The organism is Photorhabdus sp. RM96S, from assembly GCF_042879335.1.
In the GTDB taxonomy this organism is placed as follows: Bacteria; Pseudomonadota; Gammaproteobacteria; order Enterobacterales; family Enterobacteriaceae; genus Photorhabdus; species Photorhabdus kayaii.
The window spans coordinates 147735-172627 of record NZ_JBHFKT010000001.1; the positions used below are offsets into that span (position 1 = coordinate 147735).

At 41.6% G+C, this 24893-nt stretch carries 21 protein-coding genes and 1 riboswitch; of the genes, 4 read left to right on the forward strand and 17 right to left on the reverse strand.

The features are described 5' to 3' along the window. Window positions 1-238 precede the first annotated feature (238 nt). Window positions 239-1828 (reverse strand): FGGY-family carbohydrate kinase, encoded by a 1590-nt coding sequence (locus tag ACGF49_RS00795; RefSeq protein WP_387488972.1) that lies wholly within the window; start codon window positions 1826-1828, stop codon window positions 239-241. A 617-nt stretch (window positions 1829-2445) separates the two neighbouring features. On the opposite strand from ACGF49_RS00795, the gene ACGF49_RS00800 reads away from it, so the two are divergent. Then, on the forward strand, window positions 2446-3813 hold the full coding sequence (locus ACGF49_RS00800; protein WP_113040899.1) for a sodium:alanine symporter family protein: 1368 nt from the start codon (window positions 2446-2448) through the stop codon (window positions 3811-3813). Between the two features lie 45 nt (window positions 3814-3858). On the opposite strand, the gene ACGF49_RS00805 is transcribed toward ACGF49_RS00800, so the two are convergent. The 3 genes from ACGF49_RS00805 to ACGF49_RS00815 all read right to left on the reverse strand — a co-directional run bounded on the left by ACGF49_RS00805 (window position 3859) and on the right by ACGF49_RS00815 (window position 6056). After that, complete coding sequence (locus ACGF49_RS00805; RefSeq protein ID WP_113040900.1) at window positions 3859-5343, reverse strand: aldehyde dehydrogenase family protein; 1485 nt, start codon at window positions 5341-5343, stop codon at window positions 3859-3861. Between the two features lie 33 nt (window positions 5344-5376). After that, complete coding sequence (locus ACGF49_RS00810) at window positions 5377-5544, reverse strand: hypothetical protein (protein ID WP_158536468.1); 168 nt, start codon at window positions 5542-5544, stop codon at window positions 5377-5379. Window positions 5545-5834: 290 nt separating this feature from the next. Further along, a complete protein-coding gene (locus ACGF49_RS00815) occupies window positions 5835-6056 on the reverse strand; it encodes a hypothetical protein (RefSeq protein ID WP_387488908.1) in 222 nt (73 codons plus the stop codon). Window positions 6057-6431: 375 nt separating this feature from the next. On the opposite strand from ACGF49_RS00815, the gene ACGF49_RS00820 reads away from it, so the two are divergent. Together ACGF49_RS00820 and ACGF49_RS00825 are read left to right on the forward strand one after the other, a co-directional pair. Beyond that, entirely contained in the window at window positions 6432-6764 is a 333-nt protein-coding gene (locus tag ACGF49_RS00820; RefSeq protein ID WP_113040901.1) for a DUF6694 family lipoprotein, read from the forward strand. Window positions 6765-6950: 186 nt separating this feature from the next. Beyond that, window positions 6951-7122: riboswitch (M-box (ykoK) riboswitch) on the forward strand. Between the two features lie 74 nt (window positions 7123-7196). After that, the gene (locus tag ACGF49_RS00825) at window positions 7197-8267 is read left to right on the forward strand and encodes a magnesium transporter (protein WP_113040902.1); all 1071 of its coding nucleotides are present in this window, start codon (window positions 7197-7199) and stop codon (window positions 8265-8267) included. Between the two features lie 1071 nt (window positions 8268-9338). Here the strand turns inward: ACGF49_RS00825 and pssA are convergent. From pssA to ACGF49_RS00840, 3 genes are all read right to left on the reverse strand, one after another. Then, window positions 9339-10694 (reverse strand): CDP-diacylglycerol--serine O-phosphatidyltransferase, encoded by a 1356-nt coding sequence (gene pssA / locus ACGF49_RS00830; protein ID WP_191214699.1) that lies wholly within the window; start codon window positions 10692-10694, stop codon window positions 9339-9341. Then, window positions 10694-10903, reverse strand: coding sequence for a hypothetical protein (locus ACGF49_RS00835; protein ID WP_146748039.1), 210 nt, complete (start codon window positions 10901-10903; stop codon window positions 10694-10696). The genes pssA and ACGF49_RS00835 overlap by 1 nt, the downstream gene beginning before the upstream one ends. A gap of 79 nt (window positions 10904-10982) precedes the next feature. Continuing rightward, window positions 10983-13625, reverse strand: a complete 2643-nt coding sequence (locus tag ACGF49_RS00840) for a bifunctional acetate--CoA ligase family protein/GNAT family N-acetyltransferase (RefSeq protein ID WP_112895010.1) — start codon at window positions 13623-13625, stop codon at window positions 10983-10985. A 320-nt stretch (window positions 13626-13945) separates the two neighbouring features. Between ACGF49_RS00840 and ACGF49_RS00845 the strand changes: the two genes are divergently transcribed. Next, a complete protein-coding gene (locus ACGF49_RS00845; protein WP_228902365.1) occupies window positions 13946-14959 on the forward strand; it encodes a tRNA/rRNA methyltransferase in 1014 nt (337 codons plus the stop codon). Between the two features lie 47 nt (window positions 14960-15006). Here the strand turns inward: ACGF49_RS00845 and emrB are convergent, their stop codons facing one another. The 10 genes from emrB to proV form a co-directional block, all read right to left on the reverse strand. Further along, window positions 15007-16545, reverse strand: a complete 1539-nt coding sequence (gene emrB, locus ACGF49_RS00850) for a multidrug efflux MFS transporter permease subunit EmrB (protein ID WP_387488915.1) — start codon at window positions 16543-16545, stop codon at window positions 15007-15009. A 17-nt stretch (window positions 16546-16562) separates the two neighbouring features. Next, window positions 16563-17747 carry a multidrug efflux MFS transporter periplasmic adaptor subunit EmrA gene (gene emrA / locus ACGF49_RS00855; protein WP_113040905.1) on the reverse strand — a complete coding sequence of 395 codons (1185 nt, stop codon included), beginning with the start codon at window positions 17745-17747 and terminating at the stop codon, window positions 16563-16565. 230 nt (window positions 17748-17977) lie between these two features. Next, a complete protein-coding gene (mprA, locus tag ACGF49_RS00860; protein ID WP_112878058.1) occupies window positions 17978-18505 on the reverse strand; it encodes a transcriptional repressor MprA in 528 nt (175 codons plus the stop codon). Window positions 18506-18634: 129 nt separating this feature from the next. Beyond that, window positions 18635-18973, reverse strand: coding sequence for an L-valine transporter subunit YgaH (gene ygaH / locus ACGF49_RS00865; protein ID WP_113040906.1), 339 nt, complete (start codon window positions 18971-18973; stop codon window positions 18635-18637). After that, window positions 18970-19728 (reverse strand): AzlC family ABC transporter permease, encoded by a 759-nt coding sequence (locus tag ACGF49_RS00870; protein ID WP_113040907.1) that lies wholly within the window; start codon window positions 19726-19728, stop codon window positions 18970-18972. The genes ygaH and ACGF49_RS00870 overlap by 4 nt, the downstream gene beginning before the upstream one ends. Window positions 19729-19853: 125 nt before the next feature. Then, complete coding sequence (locus ACGF49_RS00875) at window positions 19854-21044, reverse strand: MFS transporter (RefSeq protein WP_113040908.1); 1191 nt, start codon at window positions 21042-21044, stop codon at window positions 19854-19856. A gap of 167 nt (window positions 21045-21211) precedes the next feature. After that, the gene (locus ACGF49_RS00880) at window positions 21212-21373 is read right to left on the reverse strand and encodes a hypothetical protein (protein WP_158536469.1); all 162 of its coding nucleotides are present in this window, start codon (window positions 21371-21373) and stop codon (window positions 21212-21214) included. Window positions 21374-21534: 161 nt separating this feature from the next. Continuing rightward, window positions 21535-22533: a glycine betaine/L-proline ABC transporter substrate-binding protein ProX gene (gene proX, locus ACGF49_RS00885; RefSeq protein WP_113040909.1), complete on the reverse strand. Its 999-nt coding sequence runs from the start codon at window positions 22531-22533 to the stop codon at window positions 21535-21537. Window positions 22534-22602: 69 nt separating this feature from the next. Beyond that, window positions 22603-23688 (reverse strand): glycine betaine/L-proline ABC transporter permease ProW, encoded by a 1086-nt coding sequence (gene proW, locus ACGF49_RS00890; RefSeq protein WP_113040910.1) that lies wholly within the window; start codon window positions 23686-23688, stop codon window positions 22603-22605. Beyond that, window positions 23681-24880: a glycine betaine/L-proline ABC transporter ATP-binding protein ProV gene (proV, locus tag ACGF49_RS00895; RefSeq protein WP_011145607.1), complete on the reverse strand. Its 1200-nt coding sequence runs from the start codon at window positions 24878-24880 to the stop codon at window positions 23681-23683. The genes proW and proV overlap by 8 nt, the downstream gene beginning before the upstream one ends. Window positions 24881-24893 lie beyond the last annotated feature (13 nt).

The following is a 24893-nucleotide window of genomic DNA, read 5'->3' on the forward strand; positions in this document are numbered from 1 at the left end:
GTGAGTCAGTTCGTTCAATTTAAGAGAACGTGGATCATTTTTCCTTTCATCTTGAAAGCATGGCTATGGTAAGACCCAGAAAACCCAGAGACTTTTCCTCCGGTTACTTTATGGCTTTAGAGTTGTAGAATGTCATTATAAAATGTATTTTAAATGTAATGCTCCCGGGGATTCACTCCCTTACCGTCGCGATGCATCTTGAAATCCATAGGGTATATAGATGGATTATAACGTTAGGCTAATTACCGGCTTGCATGATTTCGTTGTATCGCTGTTGATCTCGGTACATTTGCAGATAGACCTGATATTTGGCTTGATGAAATAAAAATGTCTCTTTTTCCGGTTTGATAATGTTGCTGTCACGTACCATCGATTTCGCTGCTTGAGCGAAGTTTGCAAAGGAACCGCAAGCAACGGCACCAAGCAAAGCAGAGCCAAGATTGACAGCATCCTCTTCCTGAGTGAGATGGATTTCGCGCCCAGTGGCATTGGCATATTCACGTAACCATAGCGGGTTTTTGGTTGCACCACCACACATAACCAGCCTGTTTATCTGGTGTCCTGCTTCTACTAATGCATCAATAATATGGCGGGTACCATAAGCGATAGATTGCAGTGTTGCCAAGTAATGACGGGCCAGATCATCACGACCATTTGCCAGCGTCAGTCCGCTTACCATTCCCTTGGCATTAGGGTTTGCCCTCGGTGAACGGTTGCCATGATGGTCACTTAAAATATGAAGCTGTGCGGTCGGGTATATTTCTTGTTTTTCTAACTGTGCAACCGCTTCATTCAGTAGCCGGTAGTAATGATGACCAGATTCCTCGGCTTCGGCTTCCAGCTCTAGCCAGCTATTGTGTTGACGAATTGACCATTCAACTAATGCGCCGGCGGCGCTTTGTCCACCTTCGTTGAGCCAGTAACCGGGTAGCATTGCGCCGAAATAGGGACCCCAAACCCCCGGAACCATGACAGGATAAGGACTGACAATCATATGGCAGTTTGAGGTACCGCTGATAATAACCAGGCTGCCCTCTGGATAGGCGCCAGTCAGTGCCAATCCGCCAGCATGAGCATCAATAATACCACCGGCGACGATGATTCCTGTGTGCAGCCCAAAATCTTTAGCCACCTCAGCAGTCAGGTAACCCGCTTTTTCGCCAAGTTCAATGATGGTAGACGGAACTTTATTTGTTAAATCTTCTAACCCTACATCATAGAGTAGTTTTTCGCTGAACTGTTTTTGATGAGCTAGATAGTTCCATTTGCAAGTGAACGTGCAGATACTGGCTATATCAGCGGCAGTTGCTTTCCACACCAGAAAATCAGCTAAATCAAAGAAACGCCATATATCCTGATAACGTTGAGGAAAGTGGTTTTTTAACCATAAGATTTTCGGTAGTTCCATTTCAGGGCTGATTTCACCACCTACATAGCAGAGTGCAGGGTCATTGGTTTGATTTATCGTGATGGCTTCCTTGATGGCACGATGATCCATCCACATGATGATATCGTGTTCAGGATTGCCATTTTCGGCCACAGAAAGAGAGCGTCCTTCTGCTGCTACCGCGACGAGTGAACAGGTGGCATCGAAGCCGATTGATTTAACATCAATAGGATTAATATTTGCCAGTGCAACAGCTTCTCTTACTGTCGCACATACTTGCGCCCAGATGTCAGTAGAAGATTGTTCAACAAAATCAGCTTTTGGATGAAATTGCTGGATAGGGCGAGCGGAGAATGCATGCCGTTTGCCGTATTGGTCAAAAACCGCAGTACGCACACTGGCGGAGCCAACATCAATACCAATGAAATATTGTTGTTCCACCATGAGGTTCTCTCCTTACTCATTAACCCAGGCTGATAAAATGAGTTGAGTGGAACAATAACACAATGAGGTTATTCAATTATTGTGAGGCGGCTCGAAAAAGATTCGGTAGTTTTATGACGATAGAAAAATATCACATATATTTTCTATTGTTCTTTTGGCTGATGTAATAAATACATTTCGGATAGTGGTTTGTTTAAAAGGAAAAACATGATAGGTAGAGCGAGTAAGATATTCTCAGAAAAATCGCTGATAATTTATACTCAATGATTTATTTCTTAAAAAATTGCTTTTAAAAATAATATTAATCAGTTCATTAATTGATAAAAATCGGAGTATAAAGAATAATGTTTTGTTTTTATTAGTTTAAGTAATTAAATATTCTAGTAAGTTATTTTGATTAAGGGAGCGGTTTATACCTAAATATTTTTTAATGTATTGGGCGTGATAAATTTTTGAACATTCTAATCTTAAAATTCTATCAAGTGATATCACTCACAAGTATCAAATCTTTTTCCATTTTTACGAAATTTTTTCTCGCATATTTTCTATAAATATTCTTTATTAAGTTGCTGCGAATATGTTGTTATTTTGTTATGAAACATCCGAGGGAATATATGGGATTAATCACAGAATGGCTGAGTGCTATTAACGGGGTAGTATTGGGAGTACCGATGATGATCGGTCTTTTGGGGGTTGGGTTGTTCATGCAGCTCCGCCTCTCTTTTCTGCCTATACGTAAATTGGGAACGGGTTTTAAATTACTATTTGAGCGTAACCATCAGCGGGGAGAAGGGCAGATATCGCCATTTAACGCACTGATGACTGCGCTTTCTGCCACCATAGGAACGGGTAATATCGCTGGCGTGGCTACCGCAGTTGTATTGGGTGGGCCAGGCGCACTGTTTTGGATGTGGATAACTGCATTAGTGGGCATGGCAACCAAATATTCAGAGGCAGTACTGGCAGTCCGTTTCCGTGAGGTTGACAAAAACGGTCACTATGTTGGTGGCCCCATGTATTACATAAAAAACGGTTTAGGTAAAAAGTGGGCCTGGTTGGGGACGTTGTTTGCGGTATTTGGCAGTATTGCTTGTTTCGGTATCGGTAATACCGTACAGGCGAATTCTGTTGCTGATGTGCTGCAAAGTAACTTTGGCGTTTCTACCATGGTAACGGCCGTCGTATTGGCAATTCTAGTTGGTGCAGTGCTTATCGGGGGTATTAAACGTATTGCTGATGTAGCAGGTAAATTAGTGCCATTTATGACGGTTGCCTATCTTGCTGCCGGGATTATTGTTCTGGGGATAAATTTCAGTGAAATTCCCGCTGCATTTGTTCTGATTGTTAAATCTGCATTTACACCTGTTGCGGCGCAAGGTGGCTTTGCGGGCGCAGCAGTGTGGGCGGCAATTCGTTTTGGTGTAGCTCGTGGCATTTTCTCTAATGAAGCGGGATTGGGAAGCGCGCCGATTGCTCATGCAACAGCTAAAACTCAAAACCCGATTCGCCAGGGGTTGATCGCTATGCTAGGTACTTTCATCGATACTATTATTGTTTGCTCCATCACTGGCTTAACTATCGTCATTACTGGTGGTTGGTTGAACGGTCAGACAGGTGCGACACTGACAGCGACTTCTTTCGCTATGGCGATTCCTGGTGGCAACTATATTGTCGTGGGCGCTCTGGTAATATTTGCCTTTACCACAATTCTTGGCTGGAGTTTCTACGGTGAAAAATGTACTCAGTATCTATTTGGGCAAAAAGCCATTACGCCTTTCCGTGTAGTATGGATTATTGCTTTGATGGTAGGTGCTACTCAGTCATTGGATTTTGTCTGGTTATTGGCGGATACATTGAATGCGATGATGGCAATACCGAACCTGATTGCATTAGCATTGTTAAGCCCAGTTGTTTATCGGCTGACGAAAGAACATATTAAAGATGTGAATGCAGATAGTGTTGATATTAAAGAAAAAATTTGAATAAAAGCCTTCCGTTTGGAAGGCTTTTCTCATCACTGATTGAGATTATTCTTCACTGGTTTTGATATAGATGTTTTTGACCTGAGTGTAAGCATCCAACATCATTTTGTGTGTTTCTCTGCCAATGCCTGATTTTTTGTAGCCACCAAATGGGGCGTGAGCTGGCAGTTCATGGTAAGTGTTAATCCACATACGGCCGGTTCTGACAGCTTTAGCTACGCGTAGTGCTCGGTCGATATCTTGTGTCCAGACAGCACCAGCCAGGCCATAATCAGAATCATTTGCCATTCTGATGACGTCTTCTTCTTCGCTGAATGGTATGACGGCCAATACAGGGCCAAAAATCTCTTCGCGTGCGACTCGCATGTCATTAGTGACATCGGTAATGATGGTTGGTTGAATAAAGAAACCATCGTCATAACCTTTTCCAGTAATGCGTTTACCACCCGTGAAAATGGTTGCACCCTCTTCTTTCGCAATTTCCACGTATCCGAGAATTTTTTCCATTTGTTCCTGGCTGACTTGGCTTCCCATCTGAGTTTCTTTTTCCAATGGATCACCAACCTGGATGGATTCGAATTCTGCTTTCAGCGATTTGAGGAATTCATCATGAATATCTTTATGCAGGAACAACCGGGAGCCTGATTCACACGCTTGACCCTGATTCAGCAAAATAGCTCTGGCCGCATATTTTACTGCTTTTTTCATATTGGCATCAGGGAAGATAATATTGGCTGATTTACCACCAAGCTCCAGTGTTGCAGGGATCAGCTTTTTGGCTGCGGCTTCGGCCACGGTATAACCTACTCTGGTGGAACCAGTGAATGCCACTTTTTCGACATCTTCATGATCCAGAATGGCTTGACCAACGACTGAACCACGACCTGTAACAATGTTAACCACCCCGGCTGGCAGGACTTTATCCAATATTCTGCCCAATTCAAGCAGAGTGATTGATGTCAGTGTTGCCGGATTAATAACAATGGTATTGCCCGCTGCAAGAGCAGGAGCCAGTTTCCATGCTGCCATCAGTAGTGGGAAATTCCAGGGAATTACCTGTCCGACAACACCAATGGGTTCACGGATCACCAAGCTAAGTGTATTGGTATCCAGAACTGAAGCTTCATCGGTATGGGAACGGATCACCCCCGCAAAATAGCGGAACTGGTCAATGCTGGCGGGTAGATCCATATTCAGGGATTCATGTAATGGTTTGCCAGTATCCAGTGATTCAAGGATGGCAAAACGTTCTTGTTCTGCTTCTAGTAAGTCAGCAATTTTCAGCAAAGCTGATTGTCTTTCGATTGCGGAGGTTTGACTCCAGGCGTGGAAGGCTTGTTTTGCAGCGCTGACAGCAAGATCGACATCTTCAGCATTACCGGATGCATATTCAGCCAATAGTTCTCCTGTCGCCGGGTTATAACTTTTGGTCGTTGCTTTGGATACACTATCTACCCATTGCCCACCAATAAGCATTTTGTAGGATTCAACGGGCAACATCTCTTTCTCAATATCATGTAATCGTTTCATTAACATACTCCGAGTACTTTGGTTTAAGAATAGTTACATAAAGAATCTATTTCGTTGGATTATTTTATTTTTCATTTTTGTTAGTAAAGAGCGAATGATTCCTCGCAGATCATCCATATAATCTGGTTTCTGTACCTTGTCTATATACCCGTCATCTTTCAAGTTGCCTCTTTGTTGGCTGCACTCACTCACCTCGGTCACATAGTTATCTATGCTCCCGGGGATTCGCTCCCTTGCCGTCGCGATACATCTTGAAATCCATAGGGTATAGTTTCATTATGTGAATATATTTGTGTTTTATATTTATTACTTAACCGAATTTACCTTGTCATGTTTTATATTTTTTTTGGCATCAACTATAGTAGATTACAAAATAATAGATGTCTATTAGCGTGTTATATAAAATATTAGGTATATTAACGAACAGAAATTATAAGTAAAGGGTGCGATTAAATATCTGTTGGAATATACCAACGGATTGAAAGGCAATATTATTTTGCTGTAACCCAGAATACCCCGTTACCATCAAGGGAGGTAAAAGTTTTATGCAGATATAGGCTGTCAGCTTGTGGATCGATATCTTCAAATAATTTCGGAGGCAGGAATTTAGCAAAGATAACCGGGATACCCGCTTTTTCCAGTAAGATGATGGTTCCAACTACATTATTGGTCTGAATATCGGCAGTTACTGTGATCGTATCTGGATCTGTCATGTTGTCGGTTGATTGGGTGTTTTAAGCATTTGGTCGATTTGGCAGAAAGTCGTTTTTTATGTTGTCGAAGAAATAACAAATGATCGGATTTTGGCATCGTAGCTGCTAACCACAAAGATAATTATTCTGGAATAACATGATGAGAAATTTCATTTTATTTGCTATTTTTTATCAATTTGGCTAATTATATACCCTATGGATTTCAAGATGGATCGCGACGGCAAGGGAGCGAATCCCCGGGAGCATAGATAACGATGTGATTGGGCTGAGTGAGTGCAGCCAACAAAGAGGCAACTTGAAAGATAACGGGTATAAACGGTTTATTGTTTCTGCTTCTGTTATTATTCCCTTGTTTAATATTCTGTGGTGATGAATATGAAAAGATTGTTAGTAATTTGTTTATTAGGATGTGTATTAGCTGGCTGTGATAGCCAACCTAAAATGGATGCTTCTAATGAAATCGCGTTGAAAGCATCCATTGAAAAAGTAAGAGATAGGCTACCTGATGATAAAAAAGTGAAGTTTGATGAATCAATTCAATCGGCTATGTTTAATAGTATCGATTTTAATGATTTGGTTAAATCAGGTTCTAATAATGACATGAAAGAATCGAAACAAAAGTTTTATAAATTGCTGGATGGTAAAACGGCTGACCAATTGATTGCTGAAGTTGAAAAAATTGAGTCTAAGAGATCAAAAAATGAATAACTCCTTCATAGGATTATTCTCATTAAACGGCGAGAGGTGGAAATTTATGCCGTTTTTTTATTATCATCATAAACTTAAATGAAACTTAAATGAAACTTAAATAAAACTTAAATGAAAATTAAACAAACTAACTTTCAATTTTGAATTATTACGACTCTTGTTTACAATGTGCGCCGCATTCTAAGTGCAGTATCTCGTTAGGCGAGGCTCCTATACAAACACAGGTTGCTGATCTGACGACGTCGAGAGACGCCCAAGATTAGGACAGGATATATCGAACCAAGGTATATCCCCATGTAACTTTCTGATAACTCAGGATACGTTGTATAGTGCTAAAACCGAGACGTAGAGATAGTCGTTGCATTCTCTCATCTGGTTTCGCCCCTATGTGAGTGCTGTTTGAAGTTCACAACAGTAATAGGGACCAACATCATGAAAGTCACATCCCATGAAAAAATGGATGCATTAGCGATTGCTAATCATTCTATTAATGAAATAAATGCTGATCAGCAGCGGAAACATCGATTGAAAAATGAAGAGACAACGGTCAGCGCATATATGAGCCAATGTTTCATTTCTGTATCTGTTGCTGATTCTGTTTTGTCGGTAAAAAGTCATTTGATTGATCAGCTTGAAGGTGAGCAGATCCCAACTTACCTATATGTTATTGATGCTGAAGGCTATCTTAATGGCATATTACCGGTGAAAGTGTTATTCACTGTAGCCGATGATTTATTTGTGTCAGATATTATGAGGCAAAGCTATTTTTCCGTATCACCGGAACAGTCGCGTCATGATGTTTATAATTTGATAAATCACAGTGGTATGGATAGTGTCCCGGTTACTCATTTTGGCAAATTGGTTGGGGTACTACGATCACAGGATATTGCTGAGTTGGTTGAAGATGAAAATACGTTGGATGCTCATTTGCAGGGGGCAACTTTACCTCTGGAGCGGCCTTATCTTAGTACCAGCCCAATAACATTATGGCGTAAGCGTGTCGGGTGGTTATTATTACTATTCGTTGCAGAAGCTTATACCGGTGCTGTGCTTAAAGCATTTGAAGATCAATTGGAAGCGGTAATCTCTCTCGCATTTTTCATTCCGTTATTAATAGGAACGGGGGGCAACAGCGGGACGCAAATTACCTCAACTTTGGTCAGAGCAATGGCATTGGGGGAAGTGAGTTTGCGTAATCTATGGGCTGTGTTACGTAAAGAGATTTCCACTTCATTTTTAGTTGCAATAACGATAGGTTTTGCCGCGCTTATCCGTGCCTGGGTATTAGGTGTCGGTATTGAAGTGACGATTGCTGTTAGTTTGGCCATCATTGCAATCACCCTCTGGAGTGCCATTGTTTCTTCCATTATTCCAATGGTATTGAAAAGGCTATCTGTTGATCCGGCTGTTGTATCTGCTCCTTTTATTGCCACGTTTATTGATGGTACAGGGCTGATTATCTATTTCGAAATAGCGAAATTAGTGATGACAGAACTCGTTTAAAATTACCAATAAGATGCCCATATTTATTGGGTATCTTATTGATTTAAAAAGAGTTTAATATATATTTTCATCTGTAATGGTAATTAAAAATTCTTGGTTTTCTGTTTATATTGTTAGATGAAAGAATGTTTTTTAATATCTTTTTATTAGGGGTTTAAATAGGTTTTTTATTTAAATTAACTTACTGCCTATCTCAATAGGGCTATTTTATTTGCCATTTTGAACCTGGGTAGTGCTCAAAATCCTCACGTACTACGTGTACGCTCCGGTTTTTCCGCGCTGTCCGTGTTCACTGTTCATTGATAAGAATGGCCTGCAACAATTACGCCTATTGAGATAGGCTCTTAATGTTTTTATATATTTAATTTTGGGTTTAATTATTAGCTAATATAAATAAAATGAACGGATTTAATATGGTTAAATAAATTGAGTTATTTTCTGTTTTAATGAATTTATTTATTTAATTTGTAATTAATCGATATTATTTCGATATATTTTTAAATGGTTTATTTTTAATTTAAAATTTACTTGTGGTGATAAAATAGGTGTTTTTATGCCTGAGGTTTTAATAAAATTCTATTTTACCCCAGGCATAATTAGTGACGCGCGTTATATACCCGTCATCTTTCAAGTTGCCTTTTTGTTGGCTGCACTCGCTCACCCCGGTCACATCGTTATCTATGCTCCCGGGGATTCACTCCCTTGCCGTCGCGATCCATCTTGAAATCCATTGGGTATATAAATGAATGAAATTGGGAAAAGGAATTATATATATTAAACTTTAAATCGGTATATGATTAATAAGATATTCCGAGCAGAGAAATAACATTTCAAAATAGAATATTTGAGGATTGTAATTCGATTAATTTTTTGTTGAAAATAGAGTGTTAACAGAATTGGTTGTTTTATATTTTTTTAATCTATAAATCTAGATTTACGTACTTTTGAATATTACTATTATTTAAACAAAGTTGAGATTTATCAAATTAAAGTTAGATGGTAAAAATCTCCCGCGATTATTCAATATCAGGAGATTTGATTTAGAAAAGATAATTCGCTTTATCGATTCAATTAAAGAATACGACTAATCAGTTTGTCTACCCGGATGCGACGTAAGCGGCGGATAAGTTTACGTACTTTGACTGGGTAAAGCTGGATGCTGTCCAATTCCTGATAATCACTGACAACCGTAGTATAAGTACGGATACAGTGCAGTTCTTTTGTACGTTGCTCCTGCATTTCTTTATGAGGATCGTGGATAAGAATGGCATTTTCTAAATCCAGTCCCCAGGCACGAGGATTAAGATTATTTCCTGTAATCAATTGCCATTGATTATCCACCCAAACACCTTTTAGATGGTAGCTATTATCACCATCTTTCCATAACCTGATAGTCAGTTGATTGTTGTCAACATAACGCTGTAGTCTACTGATGAAACGGCGCAGATTAATTTCATATAAATAGGGCAATGCACCGATAATTTTAAATGGTTCTTCCGGTGGAATATAAAAATCGTTGGCAGTTTTATCGCCAACAATAATTTCCACATGTTTACCTTTACGAAGTAGATGAACAATCCGTCGGACAATGATGGCTGGAAGATTAAAATACGGAGTGCAAATAATCAGCTTTTGTTCTGTGCTGGCGATCAGATGACTAATGGTTTTATTTAGTAGATTTTTCTTTCCCAGACCGGCAAGTGGAGTGACAGATAGTTCGTCATTCGTTGCCTGATTATTTATTTTATAGGTAGTGTGCCGCAGAGAAAAACGTAATTGACGGATCAAATTTTTAATTTCAGGAATACGAGGACGGTTTTTACAATCCAGTTTCTGTACGGCTCCTGTAGCGATAATGTAATTATCAACAAAGTGTTTCATTATTTCTGCAAGTTTTGCATTGTGAAGCAAGTGGTAGCGATCATAACGGTATTTATCATGTTGGTGGAGATAAACATCATTAATACTTGCTCCGCTATAAACCACAGTATCGTCAAAGATAAAACCTTTTAAATGTAAAACACCCAGTGCTTCGCGGGTATTTACAGGTACACCTAGTACCGGAATTTTCACATCAGGATAAGCTTCTGCCATAGAACAATACCAATCGGCATTCGTTACCATTGCAGCCGCACCAATTCGTCCACGTTGTGCTCGATGCCAGTCAACGAGCACTTTAATGTCCAAGTCTGGGCGTTGTTGTTTAGCTGTATAAAGTGCATTAAGGATATCTTTCCCTGCATCATCATTTTCCAGATAGAGGGAGATGATATAAATATGTTTTTCAGCGTTAGCAATTTTTTCCAGCAGGGTGCTGCGGAACACTTCAGGTTGATAAAGTGTTTTAACATCAGCAACTGACTGAGGTAGCTTAGGCAGTTGTGCAAGGTGTTGTTGATGTTTAGCTTGTTTGAATTTAGACAACATCACAGTGCGCTTTTTCTCTTATGTTGGATGGCTAAAAGACTATTATACCCGTCATCTTTCAAGTTGCCTCTTTGTTGGCTGCACTCACTCACCCCGGTCACATCGTTATCTATGCTCCCGGGGATTCGCTCCCTTGCCGTCGCGATCCATCTTGAAATCCATAGGGTATATGTAAAGCAATGAATCAAATGATCTGGCGATAATACCATTAGTCTGGCTAATTGTGAGCATGATTTAACGATCTAATGCCTAATGATGCAAGTCTGTGCGGTTCATCACGTAGTTGATTCAGAGTTCAAGGGATAAGTTTACAATGCTATCCTCAAATTGAACATCTATGGTAAATCCCAGTTTTTTAGCCAGTTTTATCATCGTACGGTTTTCTGGCATGGTGATGGCGTTGAGGCGGCTTATGCCATGTTCTCGTGTATAGTTAATCAGTTTTGTCATAAGTTGATATCCAAGGGTGATCCCTTTTAAGTCAGAACGCACTAGCACAGCGAATTCTGCTTCGACATTATCAGGGTCAGCTATGGCACGAGTAACCCCGATAATTTCTGGGGTCGTTTTAGGATGTCGTACGGCAACAAATGCCATTTCACGGTCGTAATCAATCTGAGTCATATTTGCCAGATCATCGTGTGTGAATTCGCTGATTTCACTAAAGTAGCGGTAATAGAGATCTTCTTTCGTAACCTGGCCGATAAAATCTTTCAGCAACGGTTCATCTTCTGGCAGAATCGGACGTAGCAGGCATTCTGCGCCCCCTTTGAGTTTTATAGTTTCTTCTAGTTCGCTTGGATATGGACGGATAGCTAATCTAGTTCGTGGATCACCGTCTATCGAAGATAATTCCATTGATACATCCAATAATGTGAATTCATCGCCAGAAGCCAGTAATGGATGAATATCTAGTCGTACAATTTGCGGGCAATCAAGTAACAGATTAGATACCTGAACTAACAGTCGGCTGAGTGCCAGTACATCTAATGATTGAGGCGCTCCCCTGAGCTTAATTTTTCTACTTTTAATCGCCTGAATAACCAGATATCGCGCTAACGCCATATTAAGAGGTGGCAGCGCAACGGCTGCTTGTGTTTCCTGTGACCACTCAATACCTCCTTCACCTAACATAATCAGTGGGCCAAATACTTCATCTTGTTCAACCGCAATTCGTAGCTCTTGTGCACCAGCACGGTTTGCCATGCTCTGAACTAATAGTCCTTGAATTCTTGCGTGTGGGAAATTCTGATTGACACGTTCGATAATCGCTTGAGCAGAAGCCTTGACCTCATTTGCATTTCGCAAATAGAGCATCACTCCCTGAACTTCTGATTTATGCGGGATATCTGGCGAGCGTAATTTCAACGCAACAGGATAACCGATCTGTTGGGCAATATTGACTGCTTCATCACTGTTATGAGCAATCCATGTTGGCAATGTATTGAGACCATAAGCTTCCAGAATAGGTTGAACTTCATGAGTATCCAGACGAGAATTTCCCTGTTCCAGAGCCTGTTGTATGCACTGATGGGCACGTGCTGTGTTAGCTGTGATGTTTGCTGGTAGCGCGGGTGTTTCTGTTAATTGTTTCTGATTGCGGCGATATTCAACCATGTGCATGAAAGCAGTAATCGCGCCTTCAGGGGTGCGATAAGTTGGAATACCTGCTTCACTGAACAGACGGCGGGCTTCTTGTGAAGAGTATTCACCGCACCAATTGGTAAAGATAGTTAGCCATTTTCCCCGTGGGTGTTTGCGGATTGTTTCAATGACTTTGGTTGCGGTTTGAATACCGGGAGCAATTGCGCTAGGAGAGTGAATAAGTAACAGAGCATCATGGTCGTGGCTATCTAGTAACGGTTTTAACGCAGCGATATAACGTTCCACCGTGGAGTCATCTTTTAAATCTAGCGGGTTATGTAGGGAGATAGTTTCTGGTAGTTGTGTTTTTAATGCCTTTGTTGTCTCTTCACCTAATATTGCGAGCTTACCGTTACGGCGGAATAACGCATCCAGCGCCATTGCGGCTGGAGCAGCACCATTGCTGACGATAAATAGCCGTTCTCCCCGTAAAGGTGACATATGGCTTAACGTTTCTACAGCAGAAAACATTTCATGTGTATCTTGCACGCGTAATAACCCTGCTCGCTGAATTGCTGCATCATAAGCCGCATCCAGATTTTGTTGTTCACCAAGTAATTTCTGTGCCCGCTTAGTACGGCCGCTTTTAACCACCAAAATAGGTTTATTGCGGGAGGCACTTCTAGATGCTGAAAGAAAGCGACGGGCATCATGAATATGCTCTAGATAGAGCAGGATAGCGCTGGTTTTACTGTCACGAGCCAGAAAATCAAGCAGATGATCAATATCGATATCTACACTGTCACCTAACGCTATAAAGTAGGAAAATCCGACTCCCCGGTGTTTTGCCCAATCAAGAATCGTATTTGAGACTGCCGCCGATTGAGAAATAAAGGCTAATTTCCCTTTGAGTATTGGAACCGGAGAAAAGCTGGCATTCAGCCCTTGCCAGGGGGCTAATACGCCTAAACTGTTTGGCCCAAGTAGTCGGATACTATAGCGCTGGCAGCACTGCTTTAGTTCAGCGAATTGGGATGTTGGTGAAGAAAGGATAATCACCGTTTTGCAACCTAACTGCCCCAGTTGTTCTAAACATTGCAAATTACGGCGGTGATGAGTACAAATAACAGCCAAATCTGGTGTGATCGGTAATTTATCTATTGAAGGGTAAGCTAAAACCCCTTGAACAGAACGGCTATTGGGTGTAATCGGTAGTATTGGTCCAGCAAAGCCTCCTGCAAGCAAGTTACGCATCATAACTGAACCCGCTCGTTCTGGTTTTTCTGAGGCACCAATTACAGCAATGGATTTAGGGCGTAATAAAGCTTCAAGTCCGCGCTGGCTCATCAGGAGGCTCCTTATCTGTGGTGAGTCGATAACTGTAGCGGATTTCGCAAATTGTTGCTGTGATTTACGCTATCGGATGCAGTTGCTGAGAAGCAATTAAATTGTCAGTTTGTTGCAAAATAGTACCAAACTGTAGTTTGAATATCTTCGGTGGGGGTTGTTTCAACAGGTGGCCTGACTGTGCCCTCCATAGCAAGTACAGCATGTCTCGCCAAGAGCAGGAAAATTAAGGGCGCATTTTAATGGATTGTGGTTGTCAGAGGTAGCTTAAGATGCGCACATCAGGTAATCTTCGCGCCATAAAGCAGTTGGAGAAACGAATGAACGATTCATACAGTGGTAAAAATGGCAAAGTCAAAGTGATGTATGTCCGCAGTGAGGGCGATAATGACAGCCGCAATAATAAACGTCCATCTGGCAAAGGACGCGATCAAGGTCAGCGTCGTCGGGACAATGAGCGAACATCCCGTTCTCCGCGTGCCAATGAGCGTGAAAGATCGCCTTGGAAAACAGTGTCACGCCCTGAGAGTGATTCTGTAACGCCAGTGCATGGTGGTATCAGTGGGAAAAGCCAGATTGATCCTGAACAGCTCCGTCGTCAGCGAATGGAAGAAACTCGGATTTATGGCGAAAATGCTTGTCAGGCGATGTTTAAAAACCGTTCTGAAGCGATAGTTCGTGCATGGTTCGTTGAGTCAGTGACACCACGTTTCCGTAATGCGCTAAAATGGATGGCGGCTAACCGTAAAGCCTATCATGTTGTGGATGAGGCTGAACTGACAAAAGTGTCAGGCACTGAACATCATGGTGGTGTTTGTTTTCTGATTAAGAAACGCAATGGTTTGGATGCAGAGACCTACTTGAAAGATGCTCCAGTAAAAGATTGTGTTTTGGCTCTTGAAGATGTGGGTAATCCTCACAACCTTGGCGCGATTATGCGAAGTTGTGCACATTTCGGTGTGCAAGGGGTGATTTTGCAAGATGTGGCCTTGCTAGAGTCGGGTGCGGCTATCCGTACAGCAGAAGGTGGTGCTGAGCATATTAAAGGTATTGATGCTGATAGCTTGATCACTACACTGAATGACTTTCGTCAAGCGGGTTACACCATTGTAACGACATCCAGCCATAAGGGTAGTACCGATTTAGCGAAAGCTGAATTACCGGAAAAAATGGTTCTGGTACTTGGTCAAGAACGTGATGGTTTGAGTGACAGTGCTTGGCAACATGGTGATATGAGTTTGTTCGTTGGTGGTACGGGTTTGGTTGAAAGTCTGAACGTTTCTGTTGCAACTGGCATTCTGTTAGCTGAATGGTGGCGACAGAATAAAGCTTGATTAGGAAAAGCGGGAGCTGGAGTGCTCCCGGTTTTGCCATTTAAGATTCAGTGGGCTCCGCCCATGCCTTTTTTACTTCCTTGGGTAAATGGCGGCTTGGCTAGCCAGACGAGCATAATCAAAATCAGGAATACTCCGGCTGAAAGCCAAAAAATTTCATTTGCTGAGATTATGAGTCCTTGATGGGTAACTTCTTTTGCTAGATAAGCAGAAATTTGCTGGTTATTCATGCCTAATTCCGATAATTGTTGATAGATCTGTTGAGTATCGGGACTATAAGGATTGATATGCTCAGTAAAATGGGAATGATGCATTGACTCGCGTTGGGTCCACATGGTTGTCGTTAGTGATGTGCCTATTGAACCCGCCAGTGTTCGAATAAAATTCGATAAACTGGATGCAGATGCCACTCGCTCTGCCGGCAAGCCGGAAAGGGTAATGGTTGTGAGTGGCATAAAGAAACAGGCAATAGCAAACCCCTGGATAAACTGAGGCCATGCGACTGCGGCAAAATCCATGCCTGGTTCGAATGTATATGCACGCCAGTAATAACAGATGGCATAAACAACAAAACTGAATGTCACTATGTAGCGCATATCTGCTTTATTGCTGAATTTACCAATCAGTGGCGAAATGATTAGTGGCAACAATCCTACCGGTGCTGATGCAAGACCTGACCAGGTTGCTGTATAACCGAACACTTCCTGTAATAACTGAGGTAATAACACAATTGTGCCGAAATAGAGCATATAAGCTAAGCTCAAACAGAAGCAACCAATGGTAAAATTGCGCTCTTTAAACAGTGATAGGTCAATAATTGGGCTATTATCGGTCAGTTCCCATACCACCAGAAATGCTAATGAGATGATTGCGATAACGGTCAAAACGATAATTTCTGTAGAATTAAACCAGTCCAGTTCTTTCCCCTGATCTAGCATAATTTGTAAACAACCAACGCCGACCACTAACAACACGAGTCCTATTGTGTCGATAGGTTTAATCTCTGTTTGGGTTTCACGCCCTTTCAGCGTTTGCATAGTAATCAGAATAATCGCTATACCAACAGGAACGTTGATAAAGAAAATCCATCCCCAATGGTAGTTATCACTGATGTAGCCACCCAAAATAGGGCCGAAAATGGGCGCGATGATAATCGTGATTGACCATAATGCCAACGCCATATTTCCTTTGGCTGGTGGATAATTGTTCAGTAGTAGACTTTGTGAAAGGGGAATAAGAGGACCCGCAACTAATCCTTGAATAACCCGGAAGAAGATTAGCATACCAAGACTGTTGGAAATACCGCATAACCAAGAAGCTATGGAAAATAGAGCGGTTGACCAGATGAATAACTTAACTTCGCCGATGCGTTTTGCCAGCCATCCAGTAATTGGGATAGAAATCGCATTGGCAACCCCGAAAGAGGTAATTACCCAGATCCCTTGAGAATTTGATGATCCTAAGTTACCTGAAATCGTGGGTATCGCTACGTTAGCAATGGTAGAATCTAACACTTGCATGAACGTTGCCAAGGATAACGCAATGGTCATCCATGCAAGTTTGGCACCTGTAAGCGGCTGTCTCATCACCTTGACCTCCGATATTATTTTCCAGCATTACTATTAGTAATGTCATTAACTATTTTATTGGCAGGAGACATATCTATTGTCAGAGCAGTGGTGTGATAAGCTGATTTAGTGCGTGTTCTATCAGACAGAACGGGTCCATCAGGATTCGTAGTATCTACTCTGACTTTAGTCGAGAGGCCGATGCGTAATGGGTATTTTTCTAGTTGTCCAGGATTAAGCTCAATGCGGACGGGTAAACGTTGTACAACCTTAATCCAATTACCACTGGCGTTCTGAGCGGGTAATAAAGAGAAAGCGCTGCCGGTACCCATATCAAGGCCAGTGATTTTGCCGCTAAATACTCTGTTTCCACCATAGAAATCGCTGGTGATTTCCACGGGTTGACCAATACGCATACCAGAAATTTGTGTCTCCTTGAAGTTGGCTTCGATCCACATATCGTTTGCCGAAATTATCGCCATCAGTGGAGTATTTTTATTGATTTGTGCACCAACTTGTACACTACGGCGTGAGACATAACCATCGATTGGGCTGACTATTTTCGTGCGTTGTAACGCTAGCCAAGCATTACGGACTTCCGTTGCAGCTTGTTCAATAGCCGGTTGCTTCTCTAAAGGTGTATCCAGGACAATTGCTTGATTAGCGTTGTATTGTTCAATTGCAATATCTAGAGCAGCTCGGGCGCTGGCGACAGCTTCCTGTGCATGTTGTAGCTCTTCTTTACCAATGACTTTTTGAGCGCTAAGTATTTCACGACGGCTAAGATCATTTTGAACTTTAGTTAATTCGGATCTGCGTAGCGCGATGTTAGCCTGATATTGTTTGCTGTTAACTATCTGTTGATGAGTCTGGCGAACGCTGTTAGCTAATGTTGTTTTTGCTTTTTCTAATGCTAATTCTGCATCACGGGGATCGAGCTGTACCAATATACTACCGCTTTTCACAAAGTCAGTATTATCAAAGTTAACTGTGATTACAGTGCCAGCAACTTGCGACATGATCTGAACTTGATTACCTGTAACATAGGCGTTATCTGTTTCTTGATGGTGGCGTGAAATGAGAAACCAATAGAAAAAGTAGGCAACACCGAGCAGGGTAAAAATAAGGGTTAATAACACTAAGGCACGACTGCGTTGCCTTTTTTTGCTACTGGTTGGATCTTGTGCCACTTGTACTTCTATTGACTCATCTGCACTCATAGTAACTCCCCATGCTTGTTGTTTATCTTCTAGTAATACTATTTTTAGATCACTTTCCAGTAGCGGTATAGATCACTACTGGAAAGATGAATGACACAGGATCCAATGTTATCGAAGAATAGTCGTTAGCTTTTTGCAGAAAATATCATCTTGGCTAACTGGAAAATTTTTTCGAACAATTGAACCAAGAAAGTATTGTTTGGATAAAAATTGATCGATTAAACAACAAGCTATTTTTTGATACAATCGCCCATTGTATCAAGTCTGACCAGTAATTTTCTCATTAACTTTTCTAACTGTTTTTGTTCCTCCTGGTCAAGGCATGACCAAAGTCTTCTCAGGCATTCATGTTGAGGTGGAAGCAAATTATTTAAAAATTTTGTACCTTGTTCTGTCAGATGAAGATGAAGGCAACGGCGGTCGTTATGACTTTCCTTTCTTTCAATCCACTCCTGCTTTTCTAATTCATCAGCAATACGCGTGGCGTTAGTACGGGAAGAACCTAATGCGGCACTTAATTCTGATGGTTGGATGCTGTGGCTTTCTTTAGTATCAAGGATCATCAGGGCCATGAACAAAGTTTCATTGATACCTTGAGCTTTCAGCATATTGTTACGGTTTTCAAGCAATTTACTTTGGACGTGCATTGATAACCTAGTCAACAGGATCTCTTGATAAGGGATATCTTTATTTAATTTGGCTTGCTGTGCTGCACGAATATTCAGTAATTCTTCGGTAGGCGTAAACGAACTTTCCATTATTTAGATACCTTATTAGTTTCAACTGGTAAGATAACTTTTGTTATCAAACATCCAAATGGTATATTAAAAGATAAATTTAGCAATTGTAGTTATTTGTTATCATCATATTTCTTTTGATATTGATACCTAATTCATAAATATTTTGAATGTTAGTCCAAAAAGTAGCGCACCAAATAGTGTTGCGAGTATAATTTGCTTTGTTTTGTAAAAGACTAAACAGATGGTCAGACAACCTATGAGGGTAGGGAGTAGTTTTTGACTCTCTCTCATCACATCAGGTACACCTGATACAATGAGTAAAGAACAAATGGATGCAATACCAATACTGTCAAGAATAATGCTTGTTTTTCCACTTTTCCTGCCGGCAGATTGGCGTGCTTTCCCAAATCGTAGTGGCAGATAGCGAAATGAAAAGTTAGCTAACCCAACAAATAGTCCAATGAGCAAAATCTTGCTATCAATCATGGTGTTTCCTTTTGTTCAGAAGAGTCATTGCAATTGTTTTGTGGTTGTAACAGTGCCGCGATACAACCACCGACAATACCTGCCAGAATAGCAATTGGAATTGAGAAAAATGTAATCCCTAAAAGTGCCCCGGTTAGTGCGGTTGCAACACAATAACTATTTTGCTTTCTACAAGAAGCAAGAAGAAAACTGAGAAACAGTGCTGGTAACATGAAAATCATGGCAGCTTCTACAGCAGGATAGGATTCCAAATAACCGTTACCAAGAAATGCGCCGGCTACGGTACCTGCGACCCAGGCCAGCCAGGAACAGATGGCAATAGCAACCATCCAATTTTCACTCCAGCTCCGGTGGTTCTTAATGAGTTTTGCAGTAGCGGCGGCAAAAACTTCATCTGTCAGGCCGAAAGCCCAGATAACGGTTTTTTTCTCCGTTAACTTATCTTTGATACGGTGCCTTAAAGATGGACCATAAAGAATATGGCGGACATCCATTGCCATGATTGTTAGGGCAGAAATCCATAATGATGTACCCGCACTCAGTAAAGCTGTGATGACGAACTGGCTTGCACCGGCGTAGATGATGCATGAAAAGAAAATGGCTTCTATTGGGTTGAAGCCAAGTTTGACAGCATTGAGACCAAAAGCAAAGGCGACGGGAATATAACCGATAACAATGGGTAAACTGTCTATTATTCCTTCAGTAAAAGAAGATTTTTTACTGGCTAAGGGGGATGATGTATCAGAAAAAGGCATAAAATCTATCTGGTTATATGAATGTTATATAACATTAACAAAAGGAAACCAAATAGAAAATATCATCCCTAACAAATGTTTCATAAATGTTTTTATTTAAGCATTCTTTTACTATGATCTGTTTCTTACAACGTCTTTGGTTCGTACTTTTTGCCTAAAAACCACACGATTAGACTTATTATACAGATAGCCATGCCAGCGGTGGCAACGCCATACCAACCTGAATGTTTGTAAGCATAGCCTGAAACCAGAGAGCCAAGGGCTCCACCAATAAAATAGCTGGTCATATAAGCGGCGGTGAGTCGATTTCTAGCTTCTGGCATGATGCGGTATATCGTACTTTGATTTGTAACGTGAACACCTTGAATCGCAATATCAAGGAGAAAAACACCAATTATAAAGCCAATTAGTGATTCTTTGACTAAGCCGATCGGTATCCATGAAAGAAGTAGTAGCACCAGAGAAATGCTGGTGGTCAGAGGGCCTTTTCCTTTATCAACGAGTTGCCCGGTTTGGGTTGCCATCAATGCTCCGGCAGCACCGACTAATCCAAATAAGCCGATGACTCCTTCGGAATAGTTAAAAGGAGGTGCTGAAAGCAGGAATGCCATTGATGTCCATAGCAGGCTGAAGTTGGCAAATGTCAGTGCACCTAGTAGGGCGCGTACTCTTAGAAGCGGGCTTGTAGTGATAAGGTTTACAATAGAGCCAAGTAACTGGAAATAATTGAGATTGGTTACTTGTTTATAACGGGGCAGGTAGCGCCACAGTGTCAGAGAAAGAATCACTAATGAGACACTGGCAACCCAGAAAACAGTTCGCCAGCCACCAAGAGTTGCCATTGTTCCTGAGATGGTTCTTGCTAGTAATATTCCAAGCAGTAAACCGCTCATAATCGTACCGACAGCTTTTCCTCGTTGATGGGGAAGAGCAAGTGTTGCGGCCAGCGGGACCAGTATTTGAGCGACCACCGAAAATAATCCCGTCATTGCCGTTCCTAGTAACATTTGCCAGATGTTCTGCGACGTGGCGGTAATCAGTAATCCAATGGTGGCTAATATTGTCATTGAGACAATTAAACTGCGTCGTTCGAACATATCACCTAATGGCACAAGGAATGTTAGACCAACGGCATAGCTTAATTGAGCTGTGGTTACAATAAACCCCGCTTCGTTGACGGTCAGATTAAATTGTAACGCAATCGTATCGAGTAGCGGTTGTGCATAGTAGTTGCTGGCGACAACCAGACCTGTGGCAATGGCGATCAGTGCAATCAAAGCTGGACTTAATGGTGTACGGGAAATATTTTCTTCCATAAATGTATTTTCTTATATTTAAACGGCAGGTTAGGGGTGAGTGGACAGCTCGTTAAAGGTCTGTAGTCACGAGCTAAACTTTTTGCATTGTAATGAATTTTTATTCAGGTTCAATGATAAATCCGAGAGGATGGTTACTAAAGAAATTCTATTGAGTATTCATTGTTTTAGGTAGCTTTAACTTGTGATTTAACTATCAAATTGAACTGAGAATGAAATATAAAATCGATATTAATTCCTATTATTTTCCATAATATAGCGATAATGACTATATACCCGTCATCTTTCAAGTTGCCTCTTTGTTGGCTGCACTCGCTCACCCCGGTCACATAGTTACCTATGCTCCCGGGGATTCACTCCCTTGCCGTCGCGATCCATCTTGAAATCCATAGGGTATAAAATTGTTGAAATATAAATTTTAATAAGAATTCTGAATCAGAAAAAATAACAGTGAATTGTTTTATACCAATTCACTGTTACGCTCTAAATATTAATTTTTTCCAGCGGCTTCAACGGCAGTTTTAACCCAACTATCAAACAATTTCTGATGAGCCTTAATCCAACCGTTGGCGTGACGTTCAATATCCGCTTGTGATGCCTCACCATTATGCATCCGCAAGTTTTGGGCATTGATATCCGCAAGGGGCATTCTCATGATAGAAAATAACTTAGCGGCGGTTGGGTTGTCTTCTGCCCATTTTTTATTGGCAGCAATATGCATAATACTTGGTGGAAAACCATAATTAGCGCCATTTGGTAATTTCGTCTCTATTTTCTCATCATTAGGCATAGCGGAGAAAGGAACTTGCAGCCAGACAACATCTTTACCTGGTTTCAGCACGTCACTAACCCAATAAGGTGTCCATGTGTAATATAAGATGGGTTTGCCTTCTTTATAGCGGGTAATAGTATCTGCCATCATGGCTGCATAGTTACCTTGATTGTGTTCAACGCTATTGTTTAAACCATAGGCTTTAAGGTGATGATTAATGGCGATTTCACAGCCCCAACCGGGATTACAGCCAGTTAAATCAGCTTTGCCGTTACCGTTGGTATCAAATAATTTGGCTATTTTCGGATCTTTTAATTGAGCAATATTAGTAATGTTGTATTTTTCCGCTGTTTTTTTATCGATCAAGTAGCCTTGTGCTGCATTTTCTACGTAGTTACCAACACGGTAAAATTTGGCATTACCACCTGCTGCCTGATATTGGGTGTTGTGCAGTGGTTCCCAACTTACGGCCATAAAGGTTGCGTCACCAGAAGCAATAGAGGAATAGGCGACGTTGTAGTCCACTTCTTTGATGGGTTTGATATCATAACCAAGTTTTTCCAATGCTTTACTGACGATCAGCGTCTGGAATGTTTCTTCGCTAAGGGTGCTTTGTATGGGTTGTACACTGATACCTTTACCCGGTAATTCGACAGCGAATAATTGAGAACTTATCAGTGATGACAGGGATATAGCCCAGATAACTATTTTGCGCATGGTTTTTCCTCCTGTTGCAGTCATCATGTGTTTACCAAACAATTGTTGCTTGATAGGTGTTTTGGAAGGTTATGCTTTTTGGCTAAATAAACGGGTAACTAATCCAATTGGGCCAGTGGCATACCAGCGATTTACGCCTTTAGCCCGGTTGCTGTAGCCAAAAGACTGTGTTAGGCGGTCAAGGAGAATCGCAAGAATAACAATCCCGACCCCACCTACTGTAGCAAGCCCCATATCGAGACGCCCAATACCTCGCAAAACCATTTGGCCTAAACCACCAACGGCAATCATTGATGCAATAACGACCATTGATAGGGCCAGCATCAGGGTTTGGTTGACACCGGCCATAATGGTTGGCATAGCCAGTGGTAATTGAACTTTAAACAGCATCTGACGAGGGCTGGCGCCGAAAGATTCGGCTGCTTCTATCAGATCTGCTGGAACCTGTTTGATGCCTAAAATTGTCAGACGGACAATTGGGGGTAGAGCAAAGATAATGGTGACGATAACTCCAGGCACGTTACCGATGCCAAACAGCATGACAATCGGAACCAGATAGACGAATGCTGGTGTGGTTTGCATAGCATCAAGCAGAGGTTGGATAATTTTCGCGGCTCTCTTGCTGTGTGCCAGCCATATGCCGAGTGGTAAACCAACGATAATGCAGAACAATAGCGATGTCAGAGCCAGTGATAAAGTGACCATCGATTCGTGCCATGCACCAATTGCACCAATAATTACCAGAGAAATCAGAGCAGTAATACCCATACCAATGCCTGATAACTGCCAGGCAATCAGGGCAAAAAATAGGATGGCAATGGGAGCAGGTATTGATGTCAGACATTGTTCAAAGCCACTGAGAACAAAATCAATGGGGACGCGGATTCCCTGAAATGCAGGACGAAAATTTAGCACAATCCAATCAATAGCATGGGTTACCCATGAGTCTAAAGGGATAAGTGGGTGCTGGAATGGGTCCATGATATTAAAATGTTCAGGCTGTACCGCAGTTGCGGGGGCATCCAGCCAGTCAGAACCCGTTGCATCGTCAGCATTGGTTCCACTGCTCCAGGGGTCGGAATTATCGGCAGCGATGGACGGGGTATCCTCTGAATTCTGTACAGGCTGAGTTTGATGTTCGTTTTGATTACTCATTTGGTGTCTCCTTATCTAATGCCTGCAATAGCATCCCTTTGGAAATAACGCCGATATATTTGTCATTATTTCCAACCACCGGAACTGCACAAGGTGATTGTGCTACAACAGCAATCAGCTCATTGAGGGGCATATCTGCGGCAACGGAGGTTGGTTCCGCCAATATGGCGTGTTCGATAGGTTTTTTTTCCCGTAATGCTTTTTCCAATGAATTTACGGAAACGATACCGGCGAATTTTTGTCCACGTTCGATCAGGTAACCATAGTTTCTGTTTTCGTCATCGAGGACTTTCAATGCAGAAAGAGGACCAAAACCGGGTGCAATATGAAGCAGAGAGTCAGGACGGCGACGGGCAATGTCTTTAGCACTGAATACATGGCTGATATCTACGCCACGAAAGAAAGTTTTCACATAGTTATTCGCTGGATTATTCAAGATTTCATCAGGTGTCCCGACCTGCACAACAACACCGTCTTGCATAATGGCAATCCGGTCTCCGATACGCATTGCCTCATCCAAATCATGAGAGATAAAGACGATAGTCCGTGGCTGATTGCCTTGCAGGCTTAGCAGTTCATCTTGCATTTCTGTACGAATTAATGGATCAAGGGCAGAAAATGCTTCGTCCATTAGCAAAATATCTGGGTTATTAGCTAATGCCCTGGCAAGCCCTACACGTTGGCGCATCCCGCCTGAGAGCTCATCTGGATAAGATTGTGCATAATTTTCCAGGTTTACCTGTTTCAGTGCATCCAATGCTTTTTTATTGCGTTCTTGTTTGGTGATTCCGGCAAGTTCCATACCAAAGGCGCTGTTTTCCAGTATGTTTAAATGTGGCATCAGTGCAAATGATTGGAAAACCATACTGATTTTGTTACGGCGAATTTCTCTTAACGCTGCTGTTGAAATCTCAGAAATATCTTCACCATCAATTAATACTTGGCCGCGAGTCGGTTTTATCAGACGATTGAGAAGGCGTACCATTGTGGATTTGCCGGAGCCAGATAATCCCATGATGACAAATATTTCGCCTTCTTCAATAGTCAGATTGGCATTTTGTATACCAACAACCATACCTGTCTTTTCAAATATCTGATCTTTGCTCAAACCAGAATTCAGTAACTTGAAAGCATATTCTGAATGGTCGCCAAATATCTTATAGAGGTTTTTAACTTCGAGTTTAATTGCCATGAAATAGTTACTT

Excerpts from the sequence above, each read along its gene's own strand:
- ACGF49_RS00800 (WP_113040899.1), top strand. The coding sequence starts at position 2,446 with ATGGGATTAATCACAGAATGGCTGAGTGCTATTAACGGGGTAGTATTG.
- ACGF49_RS00805 (WP_113040900.1), bottom strand. The coding sequence starts at position 5,343 with ATGAAACGATTACATGATATTGAGAAAGAGATGTTGCCCGTTGAATCC.
- ACGF49_RS00815 (WP_387488908.1), bottom strand. The coding sequence starts at position 6,056 with ATGACAGATCCAGATACGATCACAGTAACTGCCGATATTCAGACCAAT.
- ACGF49_RS00820 (WP_113040901.1), top strand. The coding sequence starts at position 6,432 with ATGAAAAGATTGTTAGTAATTTGTTTATTAGGATGTGTATTAGCTGGC.
- ACGF49_RS00825 (WP_113040902.1), top strand. The coding sequence starts at position 7,197 with ATGAAAGTCACATCCCATGAAAAAATGGATGCATTAGCGATTGCTAAT.
- pssA (WP_191214699.1), bottom strand. The coding sequence starts at position 10,694 with ATGTTGTCTAAATTCAAACAAGCTAAACATCAACAACACCTTGCACAA.
- ACGF49_RS00835 (WP_146748039.1), bottom strand. The coding sequence starts at position 10,903 with ATGGTATTATCGCCAGATCATTTGATTCATTGCTTTACATATACCCTA.
- ACGF49_RS00840 (WP_112895010.1), bottom strand. The coding sequence starts at position 13,625 with ATGAGCCAGCGCGGACTTGAAGCTTTATTACGCCCTAAATCCATTGCT.
- ACGF49_RS00845 (WP_228902365.1), top strand. The coding sequence starts at position 13,946 with ATGAACGATTCATACAGTGGTAAAAATGGCAAAGTCAAAGTGATGTAT.
- emrB (WP_387488915.1), bottom strand. The coding sequence starts at position 16,545 with ATGAGACAGCCGCTTACAGGTGCCAAACTTGCATGGATGACCATTGCG.
- emrA (WP_113040905.1), bottom strand. The coding sequence starts at position 17,747 with ATGAGTGCAGATGAGTCAATAGAAGTACAAGTGGCACAAGATCCAACC.
- mprA (WP_112878058.1), bottom strand. The coding sequence starts at position 18,505 with ATGGAAAGTTCGTTTACGCCTACCGAAGAATTACTGAATATTCGTGCA.
- ygaH (WP_113040906.1), bottom strand. The coding sequence starts at position 18,973 with ATGATTGATAGCAAGATTTTGCTCATTGGACTATTTGTTGGGTTAGCT.
- ACGF49_RS00870 (WP_113040907.1), bottom strand. The coding sequence starts at position 19,728 with ATGCCTTTTTCTGATACATCATCCCCCTTAGCCAGTAAAAAATCTTCT.
- ACGF49_RS00875 (WP_113040908.1), bottom strand. The coding sequence starts at position 21,044 with ATGGAAGAAAATATTTCCCGTACACCATTAAGTCCAGCTTTGATTGCA.
- proX (WP_113040909.1), bottom strand. The coding sequence starts at position 22,533 with ATGCGCAAAATAGTTATCTGGGCTATATCCCTGTCATCACTGATAAGT.
- proW (WP_113040910.1), bottom strand. The coding sequence starts at position 23,688 with ATGAGTAATCAAAACGAACATCAAACTCAGCCTGTACAGAATTCAGAG.
- proV (WP_011145607.1), bottom strand. The coding sequence starts at position 24,880 with ATGGCAATTAAACTCGAAGTTAAAAACCTCTATAAGATATTTGGCGAC.